General features: G+C 56.7%; 15 protein-coding genes. 9 read left to right on the top strand and 6 right to left on the bottom strand.

From position 1 onward, the window contains the following. Positions 1–48: 48 nt before the first annotated feature. The 4 genes from C0557_RS13700 to C0557_RS13685 all read right to left on the bottom strand — a co-directional run bounded on the left by C0557_RS13700 (position 49) and on the right by C0557_RS13685 (position 2,307). The gene (locus tag C0557_RS13700; protein WP_007371784.1) at positions 49–924 is read right to left on the bottom strand and encodes a manganese catalase family protein; all 876 of its coding nucleotides are present in this window, start codon (positions 922–924) and stop codon (positions 49–51) included. A 21-nt stretch (positions 925–945) separates the two neighbouring features. Beyond that, on the bottom strand, positions 946–1,452 hold the full coding sequence (locus C0557_RS13695) for a ferritin-like domain-containing protein (RefSeq protein ID WP_208658833.1): 507 nt from the start codon (positions 1,450–1,452) through the stop codon (positions 946–948). 78 nt (positions 1,453–1,530) lie between these two features. Beyond that, positions 1,531–2,025 carry a ferritin-like domain-containing protein gene (locus C0557_RS13690; RefSeq protein WP_208658831.1) on the bottom strand — a complete coding sequence of 165 codons (495 nt, stop codon included), beginning with the start codon at positions 2,023–2,025 and terminating at the stop codon, positions 1,531–1,533. Positions 2,026–2,124: 99 nt separating this feature from the next. Continuing rightward, entirely contained in the window at positions 2,125–2,307 is a 183-nt protein-coding gene (locus C0557_RS13685) for a general stress protein (protein ID WP_064565899.1), read from the bottom strand. Positions 2,308–3,078: 771 nt separating this feature from the next. On the opposite strand from C0557_RS13685, the gene C0557_RS13680 reads away from it, so the two are divergent. After that, positions 3,079–3,405 (top strand): four-helix bundle copper-binding protein, encoded by a 327-nt coding sequence (locus C0557_RS13680; RefSeq protein WP_208658828.1) that lies wholly within the window; start codon positions 3,079–3,081, stop codon positions 3,403–3,405. A 36-nt stretch (positions 3,406–3,441) separates the two neighbouring features. Here the strand turns inward: C0557_RS13680 and C0557_RS13675 are convergent, their stop codons facing one another. After that, entirely contained in the window at positions 3,442–5,832 is a 2,391-nt protein-coding gene (locus C0557_RS13675; RefSeq protein WP_208658826.1) for a phosphoketolase, read from the bottom strand. A gap of 159 nt (positions 5,833–5,991) precedes the next feature. On the opposite strand from C0557_RS13675, the gene C0557_RS13670 reads away from it, so the two are divergent. The 4 genes from C0557_RS13670 to C0557_RS13655 all read left to right on the top strand — a co-directional run bounded on the left by C0557_RS13670 (position 5,992) and on the right by C0557_RS13655 (position 8,293). Next, a complete protein-coding gene (locus C0557_RS13670) occupies positions 5,992–6,315 on the top strand; it encodes a hypothetical protein (protein ID WP_208658825.1) in 324 nt (107 codons plus the stop codon). Positions 6,316–6,388: 73 nt separating this feature from the next. Continuing rightward, positions 6,389–6,889, top strand: a complete 501-nt coding sequence (locus C0557_RS13665; protein WP_208658824.1) for a hypothetical protein — start codon at positions 6,389–6,391, stop codon at positions 6,887–6,889. A 9-nt stretch (positions 6,890–6,898) separates the two neighbouring features. After that, positions 6,899–7,345 (top strand): DUF421 domain-containing protein, encoded by a 447-nt coding sequence (locus tag C0557_RS13660; RefSeq protein ID WP_208658823.1) that lies wholly within the window; start codon positions 6,899–6,901, stop codon positions 7,343–7,345. A gap of 162 nt (positions 7,346–7,507) precedes the next feature. Further along, positions 7,508–8,293, top strand: coding sequence for a DUF3750 domain-containing protein (locus tag C0557_RS13655; protein WP_208658822.1), 786 nt, complete (start codon positions 7,508–7,510; stop codon positions 8,291–8,293). 54 nt (positions 8,294–8,347) lie between these two features. Here C0557_RS13655 and C0557_RS13650 read toward each other — a convergent pair whose 3' ends face one another. Then, positions 8,348–9,304 carry a zinc-binding alcohol dehydrogenase family protein gene (locus C0557_RS13650; RefSeq protein WP_208658821.1) on the bottom strand — a complete coding sequence of 319 codons (957 nt, stop codon included), beginning with the start codon at positions 9,302–9,304 and terminating at the stop codon, positions 8,348–8,350. Positions 9,305–9,588: 284 nt separating this feature from the next. Between C0557_RS13650 and atzF the strand changes: the two genes are divergently transcribed. The 4 genes from atzF (at position 9,589) to urtA (ending at position 17,046) form a co-directional block, all read left to right on the top strand. Next, positions 9,589–11,391 carry an allophanate hydrolase gene (gene atzF, locus C0557_RS13645; protein WP_208658820.1) on the top strand — a complete coding sequence of 601 codons (1,803 nt, stop codon included), beginning with the start codon at positions 9,589–9,591 and terminating at the stop codon, positions 11,389–11,391. Beyond that, entirely contained in the window at positions 11,384–14,998 is a 3,615-nt protein-coding gene (uca, locus tag C0557_RS13640; RefSeq protein WP_208658819.1) for an urea carboxylase, read from the top strand. Before atzF ends, uca begins: the two co-directional genes overlap by 8 nt. 9 nt (positions 14,999–15,007) lie before the next feature. After that, positions 15,008–15,709 carry a GntR family transcriptional regulator gene (locus C0557_RS13635; protein ID WP_208658818.1) on the top strand — a complete coding sequence of 234 codons (702 nt, stop codon included), beginning with the start codon at positions 15,008–15,010 and terminating at the stop codon, positions 15,707–15,709. A 65-nt stretch (positions 15,710–15,774) separates the two neighbouring features. After that, positions 15,775–17,046, top strand: coding sequence for an urea ABC transporter substrate-binding protein (gene urtA / locus C0557_RS13630; RefSeq protein ID WP_208658817.1), 1,272 nt, complete (start codon positions 15,775–15,777; stop codon positions 17,044–17,046). Positions 17,047–17,126: the final 80 nt, after the last annotated feature.

Genomic DNA, 17,126 nt, shown 5'->3' with positions numbered 1-17,126 from the left:
AAAAACACCCCTAAACGAAGGGGTGAATACGACAGGTATCAGTAAGTATTATTTCTCTTGTGGCTCTCCGCTACCCAGTTCAGCGCCGGTCAGCGGATCCACACCGGGATCGGATTGCGTACGCTTCGCCATCGCTTTCACCAGCGCGCGCTGTTTATCGTTGAGTTGTACCGTGGCGAGACCATCGCCGCCATCCACGGCAGGCTGCGGATCGGCCACATAGTCGAAGTTCTCGTCGCTGTTCCAGCTTCCGCGCGGATCGTCGCCTTCGGACATGTTGTAGTACACATTGCTGTACTGTTCGATGGGCGGCAATTTACCTGGCGGAAAGTTATTACGAATGGAATAGAGCGCTTTCTCGAAGGAGAGCTGATGCGCCGCTTCGCGCGTCATCAGGAAACTCAGCGCATCTTTAACGCCCGGATCGTCCGTGACATTAATCAGCCGTTCGTAAATAATTTTCGCGCGCGCTTCCGCCGCAATATTGGAACGCATATCCGCCGTGACTTCGCCAATGGTATCAATATAAGCCGCCGTCCACGGCACGCCGCCGGAATTCGTCAGGGCAGGGCCGCCGCCATATAACAGCGAGGTAATATGGCTGTCATTGCCATTGGCGGTTAAAGAGCGATAAAGTTCCGCTTCTTTTTCTGTCCCTTCGGCCAGTTCGCCTTTTGCGCCTTTATTCAGCATGCCGACCAGAGTTCCAATAATTTCCAGATGGCTTAATTCTTCGGTGGCTATATCCATCAACATCTCTTTGCGACCCACATCGTCATCGCCCAGGCCCTGGGTGAAATAGCGGCAGGCGGCCGCCAGCTCGCCTTGCGGGCCGCCGAACTGTTCCAGTAAGAGGTTCGCCAGCCCTGGGTTTGGCTCACTGACGCGTACGGTGTACTGTAGTTGTTTTACATGTCGAAACATAAATTCTCCTGATGTTTTATTTTATTTTTTAGCTTCCACACCGGCAGCGGCATCGCGAAGTAAAAATTGTTCGGTAACGTCGGGCAAATGATTAAATGCCCATTCCGCCATCGCTTTTTCCTCGGCGAGAATTTGTTTGAAAATATCGATGCTGGCAATATCACCGACTTTTTCTGCCGCTGCAATTAATGACGTATAACAGGCAATTTCAAATTGCTCGAATACGTAGCTGCTAATTGAGCTTTTGACAACTTCATCTGAAGAAAACATACCGCCGACGGCCTGGCCCATCGCACTCATTTTACTGGTGGCATCTTTCATTAATGAGCGGTTAATATCGTTACGATCGAGAATATCTTCCAGGATTTTAATCTGTCCTTGAGTTTCAGTTAAGTGCTGCTCAATTCTTGCACGCAGATCGGGATAATTATCGATGCGACTGCTCATTGCGCTGAGCATCGATTCGGCTTGTTTTTCCATGGCGTGCGCATCGCGTAGCCAGTCATGATAATTTTCTTGCGGTGTCATAGTACATTCCTCTTTTTTGGGGCTGTCTTATTGACCCTGAAGAATAATATTATCAGGGATGACATATGCTGGCGGTTATTAGCTTCCCGCTTTCTGATTAATACTTGAAGTCGCTATTTTGGTAAGTAACGTATCGGTGGTTTTTTCTTCTTCTAAGGTTTCAGCAAGTAATTGCTGCGCCTTTTTCAGACCTAACTGACTGGCGAGGGTACAAAGTGTACCGTAGGAGGCAATTTCGTAATGTTCCACTTTTTGCGCTGCCGCAATCAGCCCGGCATCGCGTACGCTGCCTTTTTCCGTGGCTTCAATGACCTCATTAGCTTCATCGATCAACCCTTCCATAGCGTGACATTTCATACGCTTAAGCTTGATGTTGGGCTCGGCTTCTACCAACTGATCGAGGCGCTCAATCTGCCCCTGGGTTTCTTCATAGTGCTTTTTGAAAGCCTCAGACAACTCGCTGCTTGAAGATTCGCGCGCCAGTTTGGAGAGGGCGCGGGTCAGTTGCTTCTCTGCGCTGTAAATATCAGAGAGGGAGTGAATAAATAGATCGGTAAGGGAATTAATCTGCATAGCGAATTACCTTTCATGCAAGATAAAATAATGGCGAGCCATTTTGACTCGCCGTAAAAATACTAATAACTACGATGTTTGAAGCGAGGTGTTAATCAATCACTCACCTGATTTTCGGCCGCCGCCATGGCTATTTTGACCGCCTTTTTTACCGGCTTCAGATGCGCGCTGCGGATCATTTTTGAAATTACCGCCGCTATGTTGACCACCTTTACGACCAGCTTCGGATGCTTTATCACGATCTTCTGCGAAATTACCAGAACCGCCACGATGTTCAGCCATGTTATTTCTCCAGTTTCGTTGTTTAAAATAAACGACATATTCTGCATCTCAATGTCGTCGGTGTTCGTGATTAAAGTTAGTCGCTATCGATAATTAGTCAAATCGAAGCGCAAAAAATTAGCTTGATGAAAAGTTAGTCACTGAATCTATATTCCAGATTTGGTGTATCGGTTATATATCTTTGCAGATAAAGAGCTTATGGCTATTTTTTATAGATATGGAATAGTAACCATAGTTACAAAATGCCTGAAATGACGCCAAAATAGCCGAAATAGTGACTTTTGTTTACTCATTGGCATTATCCCGCAATGAAAATCAATAAGTTTTGTTAATCGTTTTAAGACGAATCTTACAGGGAAGAGAGAGGACGCTGTGATGGGGCGTGTTTTTTGGCAGCGAGGAAGAGTCCAGGATTAAGCCGCAATAAAAAAACCTTCAGGAACAGGAAATCCGGACCGATCCTGAAGGCATGCAAGTGCATATTCGCTACCAGAATTAGTCTGCTAATAATTAAGAAAAGCGCCCTCAGAATTGTCCTGGTTAAGTTGCATCATTAATGAATGTTACTATTTCGCAGCGTGAATAATTATTTGCTATAATTTTAACAGATTGATTTTAAATGTTTTTAGTTTATTTTTGTCGGCTGGCACTGCTGATGGGAAATATTTCCTCTGTGGCTGAAGGCCATTTTACTGTGCAGATAAATTAATAATTCGCGTAAATGCAGCCTTCGTTCACACTTAATACCTTCGACAACAGAAGGAGGAATTTATGCAAACCGAACATAAAACCTGTAGCGATGCCTGTTATCAATGCGCCATTGCCTGCGAGCATTGCGCCGCGAGTTGTCTGAATGAAGAGGATATGGCAATGATGCGTGACTGCATCAAACTGGATCTTCAGTGCGCGGCGCTCTGTCGGCTGGTGGGGCAGTTTATGGCGCTGGAGAATGCCTATCTGCAACCGCTGTGTCGGGTGTGCGTGGATATCTGCAAATCCTGCGCTGAAGAGTGCAGCAGGCACCCGCATGATCACTGCCAGCAGTGCGCGCAGGCGTGTCGAACCTGCGCGCAAGCCTGTCTGCAAATGGCCGCCTGATGCGGGCATAAGCGCGGTGGCGTTGCCCCGGCATCACTATTCCGGCGCAGCGTCGCTGCCTTGCTGTGACGGCCATTTCCAGTTCTGCACTTCCGGCAGATCTTCACCGTATTCGCGGACATAACGATGATGGGCGGCGATCTTTTCCTGTAACACATCAAGAATTTCGTCAGCTTTCCCCTGGAGCGACGGCACGCGTAATATCGCTTCCTGTGCCAGATGAAAGCGATCCAGTTCGTTCAGCACCGTCATATCAAACGGCGTGGTGGTGGTGCCTTCCTCCATAAAACCGCGCACGTGGAAATTGCGGTGGTTGTTGCGCAGGTAGGTCAACCGGTGGATCAAACTGGGGTAGCCGTGGAAGGCGAAAACGACCGGTTTATCGGCGGTGAAAAGGGCATCAAACGCTTGCTCGCTCAGGCCGTGCGGGTGTTGATCGTCGGTTTGTAAAGCCATTAAATCGACGACGTTCACCACCTGAATGCGCAACGCTGGCAGGAATTCGCGCAGCAGATCGACCGCCGCGAGCGTCTCCATGGTGGGCACGTCACCGGCACAGGCCATCACCACATCCGGCGTTTCGCCTTCCGCAACCGTGCCCGCCCAGTACCAGATCCCCATTCCGGCCGCGCAGTGCTTTGCGGCGGCATCCAGCGTCAGCCACTGCGGCGCAGGCTGTTTCCCGGCGACAATCACATTGATGCGATCCCAGGTTTTCAGACAGTGATCCGCCACGCAGAGCAGCGTGTTGGCATCCGGCGGCAGATAAATGCGCACAATATCGGCTTTCTTGTTGGCAACGTGATCGATAAAGCCGGGATCCTGATGGCTATAACCATTGTGATCCTGGCGCCAGACATGGGACGAGAGCAGATAATTCAGCGAGGAGATGGGCGCCCGCCACGGCAACTTGCGCGTCACTTTCAGCCATTTGGCATGCTGGTTAAACATCGAATCGACAATATGAATAAACGCTTCATAGCAGTTAAACAGGCCGTGCCGCCCGGTGAGCAGATACCCTTCCAGCCAGCCCTGGCACTGATGCTCGCTGAGGATCTCCATCACCCGGCCATCGGGCGCAAGCTGTTCATCCCACGGTTTTTGCGCTGCCTGCCATGTGCGGCTGGTGACATCGAACACCTTACTCAGGCGATTAGATGCTGTTTCATCCGGGCCAAAAAGGCGGAAGTTATCTGCATTTTCCCGGAAGATGCCTGCAAGATATGCACCGAGTGCCGCCGTGGATTCCGCCTGAGTTTCACCGGGCGACGTGACTTCCACGGCGTACGATTGCAGTGCCGGTGTCACCAGTTCGCGGCGTAAACGCCCGCCGTTGGCCCACGGCGACGCGCCCATGCGTTTATCACCGGACGGTGCCAGCGCGCGCAGTTCCGCCTTTAACTGACCATGTTCATCAAAAAGATCCTCCGGCTGGTAGCTTTGCATCCAGCGCTGCAGGATCTGGCGATGTTCATCGTTTTCCCGGCAAGAAGAGACCGGCACCTGATGCGCGCGCCAGAAATCCTCCACCTTTTTGCCGTCTACAGTTTGCGGACCGGTCCAGCCTTTCGGGCTGCGCAACAGAATGACCGGCCAGCGCGGCAAGCGCTCTGCCGTCTGCTGGCTGCGCGCTTGCTGCTGAAAATCCGCAATGCGGCCAAGGGCGCTGTCCAGCGCCTGCGCCATATCGCGATGCATTTTTTCCGGCTCATGGCCGCTGACCAGCAGGGGTTCATACCCGTAGCCGCGAAACAGTTGAAACAGATCTTCATCGCTGGCGCGCCCGAGGAGCGTCGGGTTAGCAATCTTGTAACCGTTAAGATGCAAAATCGGCAGCACCGCACCGTCGCGCGCCGCATTGAGGAATTTAATCCCGTGCCAGCTTGCGGCCAGCGGGCCGGTTTCCGCTTCGCCATCGCCAATCACACAGGCGGCAATCAGCGACGGGTTATCAAATACCGCGCCGAACGCATGCGCCAGCGAGTAACCCAGCTCGCCGCCTTCATTAATGGAACCGGGCGTTTCCGGCGCGGCGTGGCTGGGGATGCCGCCAGGAAAAGAGAACTGGCGGAACAATTTTTTCATCCCCTGCGCATCCTGGCTTACCTGCGGGTAAATGTCGCTGTAAGAGCCTTCAAGCCACGTATTCGCCACCATGCCAGGCCCGCCATGCCCTGGACCGCAGATATAGATCATATCGAGATCGCGCTGGCGTATAGCGCGGTTGAGATGGGCATAAATAAAGTTAAGGCCGGGCGTGGTTCCCCAGTGCCCCAGCAGGCGCGGCTTGATGTGTTCCGGCTTGAGGGGCTCGCGCAGTAAGGGGTTATCCATCAGGTAAATTTGTCCGACGGAGAGGTAATTCGCGGCTCGCCAGTAGCGATTGATCAACTGAATGTCATGGTCAGAAAGGGAAGATGCCGTCATGCGTTCTCCTTTTGTAGGGTTGCGATGAAGTCAGAAGAGGGAGCTCCTGTCAAAGTGGGTTCCCTTTAAGCCTGGCATAGATGTTAAGGAGGGGCGTCGGGACGTGATTTCTGGCCGATGTTGTAAGCTTGATAGATGTTCACCCGCTGGAGAATGTCAATGGCGAAAACAGTGATGCAGGAATATCTGGTTCTGGGCGGCGAGCACCACGGCGAAGTCTGGCGCGGCGTTTACCCGGCGCTCTGGTTAACGCTGCCGGATAACGATAAACGCGCCGGGCAGTTTTATACGCGCGACAGCGGGGAGAAAATCGAATTGCGCCCGGACGCGCAGCTTTTTATTACCGAATGGAAATCGCCACAGGGTTCGACCTGGCTACTGATTGCCGAAGAAAATTTAACCGAATTTGATATTGCCGATGAAATTGCCCGTATTTTCCCGCCGCTGCGCCCTCTGGATGGGCCATCCGAAGATTTCGCCTGAATCTGATACCGAAAGCGAGCCTGGCTGCCAGGCTTCTGGATAGTGCTCTTCATCTGTGGAAATCGAGGACATAATGAAACACGACGAGACGTTGCCCGGCGTGTCTGAAAACGCCTGGGCGCTGAATTTCGAAGCCGGGTTTCGGCGCATCGGGGCTTTTGCGCTGCTGGCGATTATTATCGCCGCGCTGAGCGGCGTTTTCTCCGGCGGCTATTTTAGCCCGGCAGACAAAAGTAATGCTCAGCAGACGCTGAAAATCCACTATGAGCGATTCGGGCGTCTGCAAAACGCCCTGACGCTAAAAATCACGCTGCAAACCCAGGCGGCGAAGAAATATGTCATCAGCCTCGGTGGCGCGTTTAATGAGAATTATCAACACGGTAATGTCTGGCCCCAGCCCGACAGCATGTACAGCCGGGGAGAAACGCTGTATCTGGTTTATAACAACATCACCCGCAGCGGCGACTTTACGGTCTGGCTGAATACCACGCCGGGCACGCCGGGAAAATCGATGAATACCGTCGCCGTTAACGACGAACCGGGCATCCGGTTCTGGCAGTTCATTTATCCGTAGGAGAACAAAATGGAAATGGTGCTGCGGGCGTTGGCGATCTATTTAATCCTGTTACTGGTTTTTAAAGTGGTGGGACGCCGCGCGTTATTAGAGATGACCAGTTTTGACCTGATTCTGCTGTTGATCATCAGTGAGGCCACGCAACAGGCGCTCCTCGGCAACGACTTTTCCGTTACCGGCGCAATGTTGACCATTATTACGCTGGTGGCGGTCGATATTTTGTTCGGGCTGGTGAAAAAATATCTCTCCGGCGCGGAGTCGGTCATTGATGGTTCGCCGGTTATCCTGGTGGAAAATGGCATTCCCCTTGCTGATAAACTGCAAAAAGTGGATGTCTCCTGCGATGATATTCTGGTTGCAGCGCGACAGAATCAGGGCATTACCGAGTTGAGTAAAATCCGCTATGCCATTCTCGAACGCAACGGGCATATCTCCATTATTCCCGTGGAGGGGTAGGCAGGCACAATCTTCATTTATCCTTCCGGGCTGCGCCGCGTTTTGGATTTTTATGCTATTCGGCCTGTTTTCCCGCCCGCAGGCGCGGCGGCGTCTTGCTGGGCGAAAAAACGCCAGTACAATGGGCAGACGCTGAATTCTCCCGTCTGATAGCAGGCCACCATGATCGTCATAAAAACCTTTTTCCTGAGCCTGCTGTGCATCACGCTGCTCTCCCTTGCCGTCAGCCTCGCCCAGGCGATGCACCAGCGGGATACGCGCACGCAGCAAGGGTGGTGGGATGCCCGGCGTGATTCTGCCGGTATTGCGCCCGATGCGCGCAAAAATGCCCAACTTGCCATCGTGCAGGTTTATGCTGCTCCCACCTGGGGCTGGAAAGGCGCGGTGGCGGTGCATCCGTGGATCATTTTCAAACGCGCCGGGGAAACGCACTATAACCGCTACGAGGTGATTAGCTGGGGCGCGGGCGATAAAGTGCGGCGTAACAGCAATATTCCTGATGGCTACTGGTATGGCGCACAGCCGCGCTTGCTGGTCGATCACCGTGGCCCGCAGGCCGAAGCGATGATCCCGCAGATTGAAGCGGCGATTGCTTCTTACCCGTGGCCGCAGACCTATCACGCCTGGCCTGGGCCGAACAGCAATACGTTTCTCGCGCATATCGGGCGCGAAGTCCCGGCGCTGAAGCTGGATCTGCCCGCCAATGCGCTCGGCAAAGATTTCCGCTCACTGCGCAATCCGATTGGCTTGCCGCCCTCCGGGCGCGGCGTGCAGGTCTCGCTGCTCGGTGTCGCAGGCGTAACGCTGGGGGCGGAAGAGGGGTTTGAACTCAATCTGCTGGGGCTGAATGTCGGGCTGGGTTTCACGCCGCTGCGCCTGCGTTTGCCGTTTATCGGCGGCCTTGGCAGCGATAATTTGCAGAAAGAGACCGCAGAACGCGTGCCGTAAGCGCGGCGCTCCGCTGCCAGCATCTGGCGTATCGTCAGCCGGCAATAATGGCCTTCAGGGGCGCAGAATAATGCGCCCCAGCACGCGGTTCTCTTCGGCGTAACGGTGGGCTTCCACCACATCCTGTAGCGCAAACTCGCGATCAATAAGCACCCGTAACACGCCATCACGCGCCTGCGCCAGCAACCCGTCAACAGAGGCTCTGGCCTGTTCGTTTGCCAGTTCGCGTCCCCAGAACAGCCCGCTCAGCGTCTGGTTGGCCTGCTGTAACGCCGCTAAATCGGCGCGGGTACTGCCTCCGGCGTTACCGGCCAGCACCACGGTTCCGCCTTCACGCAGGCAGGCGAATGACTGTTCAAGCGTGGAGCCTGCCAGATCCAGCACGCTGTCCACGCCGTGCTGTTGGGTGAGCGTTTGCACCTCCGCCACAATATCCTGCTGGCGGTAATCGAGGGCCACATCGAGGCCCAGTTCGCGAAGTTTTGCCACGCGCTCGCTACCGGAAAGTGTCGCCAGCACACGCGCGCCGCGCGCTTTCGCCAGTTGAATGGCGGCCACGCCAACGCCGCCCGCTCCGCCCTGGATCAGCAACGTTTCGCCCGCCTGCAGATGAAGGCGGGAAGAGAGCGCCCAGGCGGCGGTGCCAAAGCTAACCGGGATCGCGGCAGCGGTCGCCACATCCAGCCCATCGGGGATAACCCAGCTCCATGCGGCGGGCGCGGCGCGGTATTGGGCATGCGAACCGCTGAGCGCGATGGTGGCAACGCGCTGGCCGGGCTGGCGGTTTTGCACATTTTTACCCACCGCCACAATGGTGCCCGCAGACGAATAGCCGGGGACAGTGCCCTGCGGGGAAGGGGCGGCGGTGGCGCGATTAATCACATCGCCGCCTTCAAGGGCGACCGCTTCAACCTCAATCAACACCTCGTCTGCGCCGCATACCGGCTGCGGCACATCGATATAGTGCAATACGTCCGGTTTTCCGGGCTGAAAATAGACAGCGGCTTTCATCTTTTCTCCTCGCTATTACGCAAAGGGCTCGCGCAGGTTTATAGGCTAATCAGGCAAAGAATAGCTGTATACGGCCATAGCTGAATATTCTGATGTTGGTTATAGATATCTGTTTTTCCAATAATAATTGCACTGCCATTGCGCGCAGATGTTCTGAAAGGGTGCAGGTGGTTATTGGAAAAACACCCGGGAAATAATGTTTTTAGTTTAAAAACAACGCATTGAATTTCTGGCATGCCGCTTGCTGATTGAATTCCATCTTGTATACCAGCAGGAATTCAACGATGGCGTTAATGACAGGAAAAACACTGGCTGCATGGCAGCAGCGCATCCGGCAGGAGAGTGAGTCGGTTTATTCGCTTTTAAAAGCGCATATTGATGATTTATCCATTGAGGATAGTGCCTGGCTGGTGATCGCCAGCGACGCGCAATTGCAGGCGCAAATTAATGCGTTACTGCCGCTGTACCGTAATAATCCCGATGCGTTTCCGCTGTTCGGCGTACCTTTCGCCGTCAAAGACAATGTGGATGTGGCGGGCTGGCCAACCACGGCGGCGTGCCCGGCGCTCGAATTTATCGCCAAGAGAGATGCTACCGCTGTCGCCCGGTTGAAAGCGGCCGGAGCGATTGTGATTGGTAAAACCAATCTCGATCAGTTCGCCACCGGGCTGGTCGGCACGCGTTCACCCTACGGCGCAGTGCCGAACACTTTTGACCCGGCGTATGTCAGCGGCGGCTCCAGTTCCGGTTCCGCTTCCGTGGTGGCGCGTGGACTGGTGCCGTTTGCTTTTGGCACTGACACTGCCGGTTCGGGCCGCGTGCCTGCCGGGTTTAACAATATTGTCGGACTGAAGCCGACCAAAGGCTGGCTCTCCGCCACCGGCGTGCTGCCCGCCTGCCGCCTGAATGACACGCTGTCGGTGTTTGCCCTGACGGTGGAAGACGCGTTTTACATCGCGACGCTGGCGGGCGGCGCAGACATCGAAGATGCCTATTCGCGCGTTAACCCGGCAACCGCGCCTGCGGCTATCGCGCAAAACCCGGTTTTCGCCATCCCGGCAGAGCTGCGTTTCTTTGGCGATACGCAGGCCGAAGCCGCCTGGCTGAGCGCGCTGGAGGCGTTGCGTGCCAGCGGCGCGACGTTGAAACCCATCGATTTCTCGCCGTTCTACCAGCTCGCCGAGCAGCTTTATCAGGGGCCGTGGGTGGCGGAACGTACCGCGTCTGTCGGCGAGATGCTGCAACACCCGGAGCAGATGGACCCCACCGTGCACACCATTATTTCCGCCGGGCTGAACTACAGCGCGGTGGATGCCTTTAACGCGGAGTACCTGCGCGCAGAGCTGGCGCAAAAAATCCAGCACGCCCTGAGCGAGGTGGATGCGCTGGTGGTACCGACATCGCCCACCATCCATACGCTGGAAGAGATGAAGCAGGAGCCGATTCTCTTCAACTCGCAGTTCGGCACCTACACCAACTTTACCAACCTGGCGGATCTCTGTGCGCTGGCCTTGCCAGCGCCATTTCGCGCCGACGGTTTACCGGCCGGGATCACGCTGATCGCCCCGGCCTGGCATGACCGCGCGCTGGCGGATTTCGGCCTGCGCTGGCAGCAGCAACTGGCGCTGCCGCTCGGCGCGACCGGCCAGCCATTCATCCCGCCAGCGGCGGCATTACCGGTTTCTCAACACCATGTTCGCGTTGCCGTAGTGGGCGCGCATCTGCGCGGCATGCCGCTGAACTTCCAGCTCACCACCCGCGATGCTGCGTTTGTCGAAGCCACTGAAACCGCGCCGTGCTACCGGCTGTATGCGCTGGCAAACACCACACCGCCCAAGCCGGGCATTGCCCGCCAGGCGCAGGGCGCGGCCATTGTGGTGGAGCTGTGGGACATCCCGCTGGCGCGTTTTGGCGAGTTTGTCGCGGAGATCCCCGCGCCGCTCGGTATCGGTTCGCTGGAGCTGGCCGACGGACGCTGGGTGAAAGGGTTTATCTGCGAACCGGCAGCGCTGCACGATGCCACCGACATTACTGAATTTAAAGGCTGGCGTAACTGGATAGCCCGCCAGGAGAGCAAACATGTTTAACACCGTACTGATTGCCAACCGGGGCGAAATTGCCTGTCGCGCCATCCGCACGCTGCAACGTCTGGGGATCAAAAGCGTGGCGGTCTATTCCGACGCGGATAAAAATGCCGAACATGTTAAACAGGCCGATGTCGCCGTGGCACTCGGCGGCGAGAAGGCCAGCGACAGTTACCTGCGCATCGACAAGATCATCGCTGCGGCGCAGGAAACGGGCGCGCAGGCTATCTGGCCGGGCTACGGATTTTTGTCGGAAAGCCTGCCGTTTGCCGCCGCCTGCGAACAGGCCGGTATTGTTTTTGTCGGGCCGACTGCGCAGCAGATTGGCGAGTTTGGCCTGAAACACCGGGCGCGCGAGCTGGCCGCCGAGGCGGGCGTGCCGATGACGCCGGGCACCGGGCTGCTCGACTCGCTGGAAGCGGCGCTTGCAGCCGCAGCGAATATTGGCTATCCGGTGATGCTGAAAAGCACGGCGGGCGGCGGCGGTATTGGTCTGACGCGCTGCGCCGATGCGCAGGCGCTCAGCGACGCCTGGGAGAGCGTGCGGCGTCTGGGCGAACAGTTTTTTAGTGATGCCGGGGTGTTTGTCGAACGCTGCATCGATCGCGCGCGGCATATTGAAGTGCAGATCTTTGGCGACGGCAAAGGCAATGTGGTGGCGCTCGGCGAGCGCGACTGCTCATTGCAGCGCCGCAACCAGAAAGTGGTGGAAGAAACCCCGGCGCCGAACCTGCCAGCCGCCACCCGTGAAGCATTGCTCAGCGCCGCCGTACAGCTTGGCAAACTGGTCAATTACCGCAGCGCGGGCACGGTGGAATTTATCTACGACGCGCAACGGGATGCGTTCTACTTTCTGGAGGTCAACACCCGTTTGCAGGTGGAGCATCCGGTCACCGAGTGCGTAACCGGGCTGGATCTGGTCGAGTGCATGCTGCGCGTGGCGGCGGATGAAGCGATTGACTGGGCGCGCCTGCAACAGGCACCGCAGGGCGCGGCCATCGAAGTGCGTATCTATGCCGAAAACCCGCTGAAAAACTTCCAGCCCAGCCCTGGCGTATTAACCGAAGTTGCTTTCCCGCAAGGTGTGCGCGTGGATACCGGGGTGATCACCGGCAGTGAAGTGTCGGCATTTTACGATCCGATGATCGCCAAACTGATTGTGCAGGGCGCCAGCCGCGAAGAGGCGCTGGCAAAATTGCAGGCCGCGCTCGACGCGACCCGCCTGCACGGCATTACCACGAACCTTGATTATCTGCGCCAGATCACCGCCAGCGAGGCCTTTTGCAATGGCAGCATGTGGACGCGGATGCTCGACAGCGTTGAAGCGCACGCGGCGGTAATTGAGGTGCTGCAACCGGGGACCTGGAGCAGCGTTCAGGATTATCCGGGCCGCCTCGGTTACTGGGATATCGGCGTACCGCCTTCCGGACCGATGGACGATTTTGCTTTCCGCCTCGCCAACCGCATTGTTGGTAACCACGACGCGGCGGCGGGGCTGGAGTTCACCCTGCAAGGCCCGGTGCTGCAATTTCACAGCGCGGCGGTGATCGCCCTGACCGGGGCCGATTGCCAGGCAACGCTGGATGGCGAAGCGGTGCCATTATGGCAACCGATCACCGTTAACGCCGGGCAGACGCTGGCATATGGTCGCGCGCAGGTGGGCTGCCGCGCTTACCTCGCGGTACGTAACGGCATTGATGTGCCGCAATATCTTGGCAGCCGTTCCACCTTTGCGCTCGGGCAGTTTGGCGGCCACGCCGGACGGACGCTGAAAGTCGCCGATCTGCTGCCGATTTCACGCCCGCAACTGGCCGCCTGCACCACGCCCGCGCCGGTGAGCGAACCACAGGCGATAAGCCCGTCGCTGATCCCGGAGTATGGCGAACTGTGGCGCATCGGCGTGCTCTATGGGCCGCACGGCGCGCCGGATTTCTTTACCCAGGAAGCGATTGACGAGTTTTTCGCCAGCGACTGGCAGGTGCATTACAACTCGAACCGCCTCGGCGTGCGGCTGGTCGGGCCGAAACCAGGCTGGACGCGGCCCAACGGTGGCGAAGCTGGTCTGCATCCCTCAAACGTTCACGACTGCGAATACGCCATCGGCGCGATTAACTTTACCGGCGACTTCCCGGTGATCCTCACCCGCGATGGCCCAAGCCTCGGCGGTTTTGTCTGCCCGGTCACCATCGCCAAAGCCGAGTTGTGGAAAGTCGGGCAGGTCAAACCGGGCGATCGCATCCGCTTCTACCCGATGAGCGTAGAAGAGGCGGTAGCGCGGGAAAAAGCGCAGGAGCGCAGCATTGAGACGCTGCACGCCAGCCCGCTGGCGGAATTCACCACGCCATCCCTTGCCGATCGCGACGGGGTTTCCGCCACCGCGCTGGTGTCGCTGCCCGCCGCCGCTGGCGCACCGGCGATTGTCTATCGCCAGGCCGGGGATAACTACATTCTGATTGAGTATGGCGACAACGTGCTGGATCTGGCGCTGCGTCTGCGCGTTCACCTGTTGATGGAACAACTGCGCAAGCGGGCGCATCCGGGCGTGAAAGAGCTGTCGCCAGGCGTGCGTTCTTTGCAGGTGCGTTATGACAGCCTCGCCATCAGCCAGCAGGAACTGGTGGCGCTGCTGCTGGAGCTGGAGTCGCACATTGGTGATGTCAGCCAGATGAAAGTGCCGTCACGCATTGTGCATCTGCCGATGGCGTTTGAAGACAGCGCCACGCTGGATGCGGTCAGCCGCTACAAAGACACGGTGCGCGCGACAGCGCCGTGGTTGCCCAACAACGTGGACTTTATTCAGCGCATTAACGGCCTGGCGAGCCGCGACGCGGTGAAGGCGACGATTTTTGACGCCAGCTATCTGATCTTAGGCCTGGGCGATGTCTATCTCGGCGCGCCCTGCGCGGTGCCGATCGATCCGCGCCATCGTCTGCTGAGTTCCAAATATAACCCGGCGCGCACCTTTACCGCCGAAGGTACCGTTGGGATCGGCGGGATGTACATGTGCATCTACGGCATGGATTCCCCCGGTGGTTATCAACTGGTGGGCCGCACGCTGCCTATCTGGAACAAGTTCCTCAAAAACGCGCAGTTTGCCGCCGACGAGCCGTGGCTGCTGCACTTCTTCGACCAGGTGCGCTTCTACCCGGTGAGCGAAGCGGAACTCACCCAGTTGCGTGACGATTTCCGCGAAGGCCGCGCCACCATCCGCATTGAAGAGACGGTGTTTGATTTCCCGCAGCATTTGCAGTTCCTGCGCGATCACGCCGCCGACATTGCCGAATTCCGCGCGCGCCAGGCCGAAGCCTTCGAAGCGGAAGTGGAGCGCTGGCTCCTGGACGATCAGAGCAGCGTAACGGAAAGCCTGCCGCCAGAAGCGATCGTAGAGGATGACGACGCATTGCCGGTATGCGCCGATATGAGCGGCAACATCTGGAAAGTACTGGTCGCGCCGGGCGATGCGGTGACGGAAGGCCAGCCGCTGGTGATCGTCGAAGCGATGAAGATGGAGCTGGCCATCAACGCGCCGCAGAGCGGCAAGGTTAAACGCATTGCCTGCCAGCCGGGGCGTCCGGTCAGCCCCGGCGACACGCTGCTGTGGCTGGAATAAAGGAGACGGATGATGAGCGAGAAGGGCAATAAAAAACGCGCCGTCGGCCTGGCGGAGCGCATTTATCACGAACTGAAAAACGACATTTTTGATTTTCGCTTAATGCCGGGCGCGCATTTCAGCGAAAACGAGATCTCCGAGCGGATGTCCGCCAGCCGTACCCCGGTGCGTCAGGCGCTGTTCTGGCTTGAACATGAAGGGTATGTGCAGGTTTACTCGCGCAGCGGCTGGCAGGTAAAACCGTTTGATTTCAATTATTTCGAGGCGCTGTACGACTTTCGTATCGTGCTGGAAAGGGAAGCGGTGCGTCGCCTGTGCGGCATGCCGCCGGGCATCTGTTCAGAACATCTGGCGCCGCTGGTCAGCTTCTGGATTGACGCGCCGCGCATGGAGCCGAGCAAAGCGTTATCGCTGCAGGATGAGCAATTTCACACCACGCTGGTACGCGCCAGCGGCAACAGTGAAATGGTACGGGTACATGTGGAGTTGACCGAGAAGATGCGCATCATCCGCCATCTTGATTTCACCCGCAATGACCGTGTGGATGCGACCTACAACGAACATGCCCGTATTTTACAGGCGATCCTGAAACAGCACACCGAGGAGGCGCAGCGCATTCTGACCGGGCACATTTCTCAGAGCAAAGCCGAGGTCAGGAAAATCACCTTACACATGCTCCAGCAGGCAAGTTTACAACCCGTTTCACCGTAGCCGTGGTTCCGCCCCGCCGCGCGGCGGGGAATTTTAATCACTCAATATCATTTAGGGGTTTTGTAATGAAAAGACGTTCTTTACTGAAAGCTTTTGCCCTGTCAGCCACTTTTTTGAGCATGGGCATGTCGTTACAGGCATACGCAGCAGACACCATCAAAGTGGGGATCATGCACTCCCTCTCCGGCACCATGGCCATTTCCGAAACGCCGTTGAAAGACATGGCGCTGATGACCATTGATGAAATTAACGCCAAAGGCGGCGTGCTGGGTAAAAAGCTGGAGCCAGTGGTGGTCGATCCCGCCTCTAACTGGCCGCTGTTTGCGGAAAAAGCGCGTCAACTACTGACCCAGGATAAAGCCGCGGTGGTTTTTGGCTGCTGGACCTCGGTTTCGCGCAAATCGGTGCTGCCGGTGTTTGAAGAGCTGAATGGCCTGCTGTTCTACCCGGTGCAATATGAAGGGGAAGAGATGTCGCCGAACGTGTTCTACACCGGCGCGGCGCCAAACCAGCAGGCGATCCCGGCGGTGGAATACATGATGAGTGAAGATGGCGGCAGCGCAAAACGCTTCTTCCTGCTCGGCACTGACTATGTCTACCCGCGCACCACCAACAAAATTCTGCGCGCCTTCCTGCACTCGAAAGGCGTACAGGATAAAGACATTGAAGAAGTCTATACCCCGTTTGGTTACAGCGATTACCAGACCATCGTTGCCAATATCAAGAAATTCTCCGCAGGCGGCAAAACCGCTGTGATCTCCACCATCAACGGCGACTCCAACGTGCCGTTCTATAAAGAGCTGGCGAACCAGGGCATCAAAGCGACCGATGTGCCGGTGGTGGCCTTCTCGGTGGGCGAAGAGGAGCTGCGCGGTATCGATACCAAACCGCTGGTCGGCCATCTGGCGGCGTGGAACTACTTTGAGTCGGTCAGCAACCCGGTGAACACCAAATTTGTGGCGGATTACCGTGCGTATGCCAAAGCGCACAAACTGCCGAACGCCGATACCGTAGTGACCAACGATCCGATGGAAGCGACCTACGTCGGCATCCATATGTGGGCGCAGGCGGTTGAGAAAGCGGGCACCACCGACGTGGATAAAGTCCGCGCGGCGATGGCAGGCCAGAGCTTCGCCGCGCCAAGCGGCTTTACGCTGACCATGGATGCCACCAACCACCACTTACACAAACCGGTGATGATTGGCGAAATCGAAGAGAACGGTCAGTTCAACGTGGTGTGGAATACCGATAAGCCGATCCGCGCCCAGCCGTGGAGCCCGTACATTGCGGGCAACGATAAAAAACCGGATTACCCGGTCAAAACCGGCGGTAAATAAGCCCGTGCGGTACGTGTCAGGGGCAGGCGTTCTGCCCCTGACAGTGGTTGAATGTTCCGGCCAGGCCGGATAACCATCAA

Source organism: Kosakonia sp. MUSA4, assembly GCF_013085925.1.
Lineage (GTDB): Bacteria > Pseudomonadota > Gammaproteobacteria > Enterobacterales > Enterobacteriaceae > Kosakonia > Kosakonia sacchari_B.
This window is presented reverse-complemented; position numbering and strand designations above follow the sequence as displayed.

Coding starts and splice junctions, on each gene's coding strand:
- urtA (WP_208658817.1), top strand. CDS start 15,775: ATGAAAAGACGTTCTTTACTGAAAGCTTTTGCCCTGTCAGCCACTTTT.
- C0557_RS13700 (WP_007371784.1), bottom strand. CDS start 924: ATGTTTCGACATGTAAAACAACTACAGTACACCGTACGCGTCAGTGAG.
- C0557_RS13665 (WP_208658824.1), top strand. CDS start 6,389: ATGAAACACGACGAGACGTTGCCCGGCGTGTCTGAAAACGCCTGGGCG.
- C0557_RS13635 (WP_208658818.1), top strand. CDS start 15,008: ATGATGAGCGAGAAGGGCAATAAAAAACGCGCCGTCGGCCTGGCGGAG.
- C0557_RS13695 (WP_208658833.1), bottom strand. CDS start 1,452: ATGACACCGCAAGAAAATTATCATGACTGGCTACGCGATGCGCACGCC.
- C0557_RS13660 (WP_208658823.1), top strand. CDS start 6,899: ATGGAAATGGTGCTGCGGGCGTTGGCGATCTATTTAATCCTGTTACTG.
- C0557_RS13670 (WP_208658825.1), top strand. CDS start 5,992: ATGGCGAAAACAGTGATGCAGGAATATCTGGTTCTGGGCGGCGAGCAC.
- uca (WP_208658819.1), top strand. CDS start 11,384: ATGTTTAACACCGTACTGATTGCCAACCGGGGCGAAATTGCCTGTCGC.
- C0557_RS13675 (WP_208658826.1), bottom strand. CDS start 5,832: ATGACGGCATCTTCCCTTTCTGACCATGACATTCAGTTGATCAATCGC.
- C0557_RS13650 (WP_208658821.1), bottom strand. CDS start 9,304: ATGAAAGCCGCTGTCTATTTTCAGCCCGGAAAACCGGACGTATTGCAC.
- C0557_RS13655 (WP_208658822.1), top strand. CDS start 7,508: ATGATCGTCATAAAAACCTTTTTCCTGAGCCTGCTGTGCATCACGCTG.
- C0557_RS13690 (WP_208658831.1), bottom strand. CDS start 2,025: ATGCAGATTAATTCCCTTACCGATCTATTTATTCACTCCCTCTCTGAT.
- atzF (WP_208658820.1), top strand. CDS start 9,589: ATGGCGTTAATGACAGGAAAAACACTGGCTGCATGGCAGCAGCGCATC.
- C0557_RS13680 (WP_208658828.1), top strand. CDS start 3,079: ATGCAAACCGAACATAAAACCTGTAGCGATGCCTGTTATCAATGCGCC.
- C0557_RS13685 (WP_064565899.1), bottom strand. CDS start 2,307: ATGGCTGAACATCGTGGCGGTTCTGGTAATTTCGCAGAAGATCGTGAT.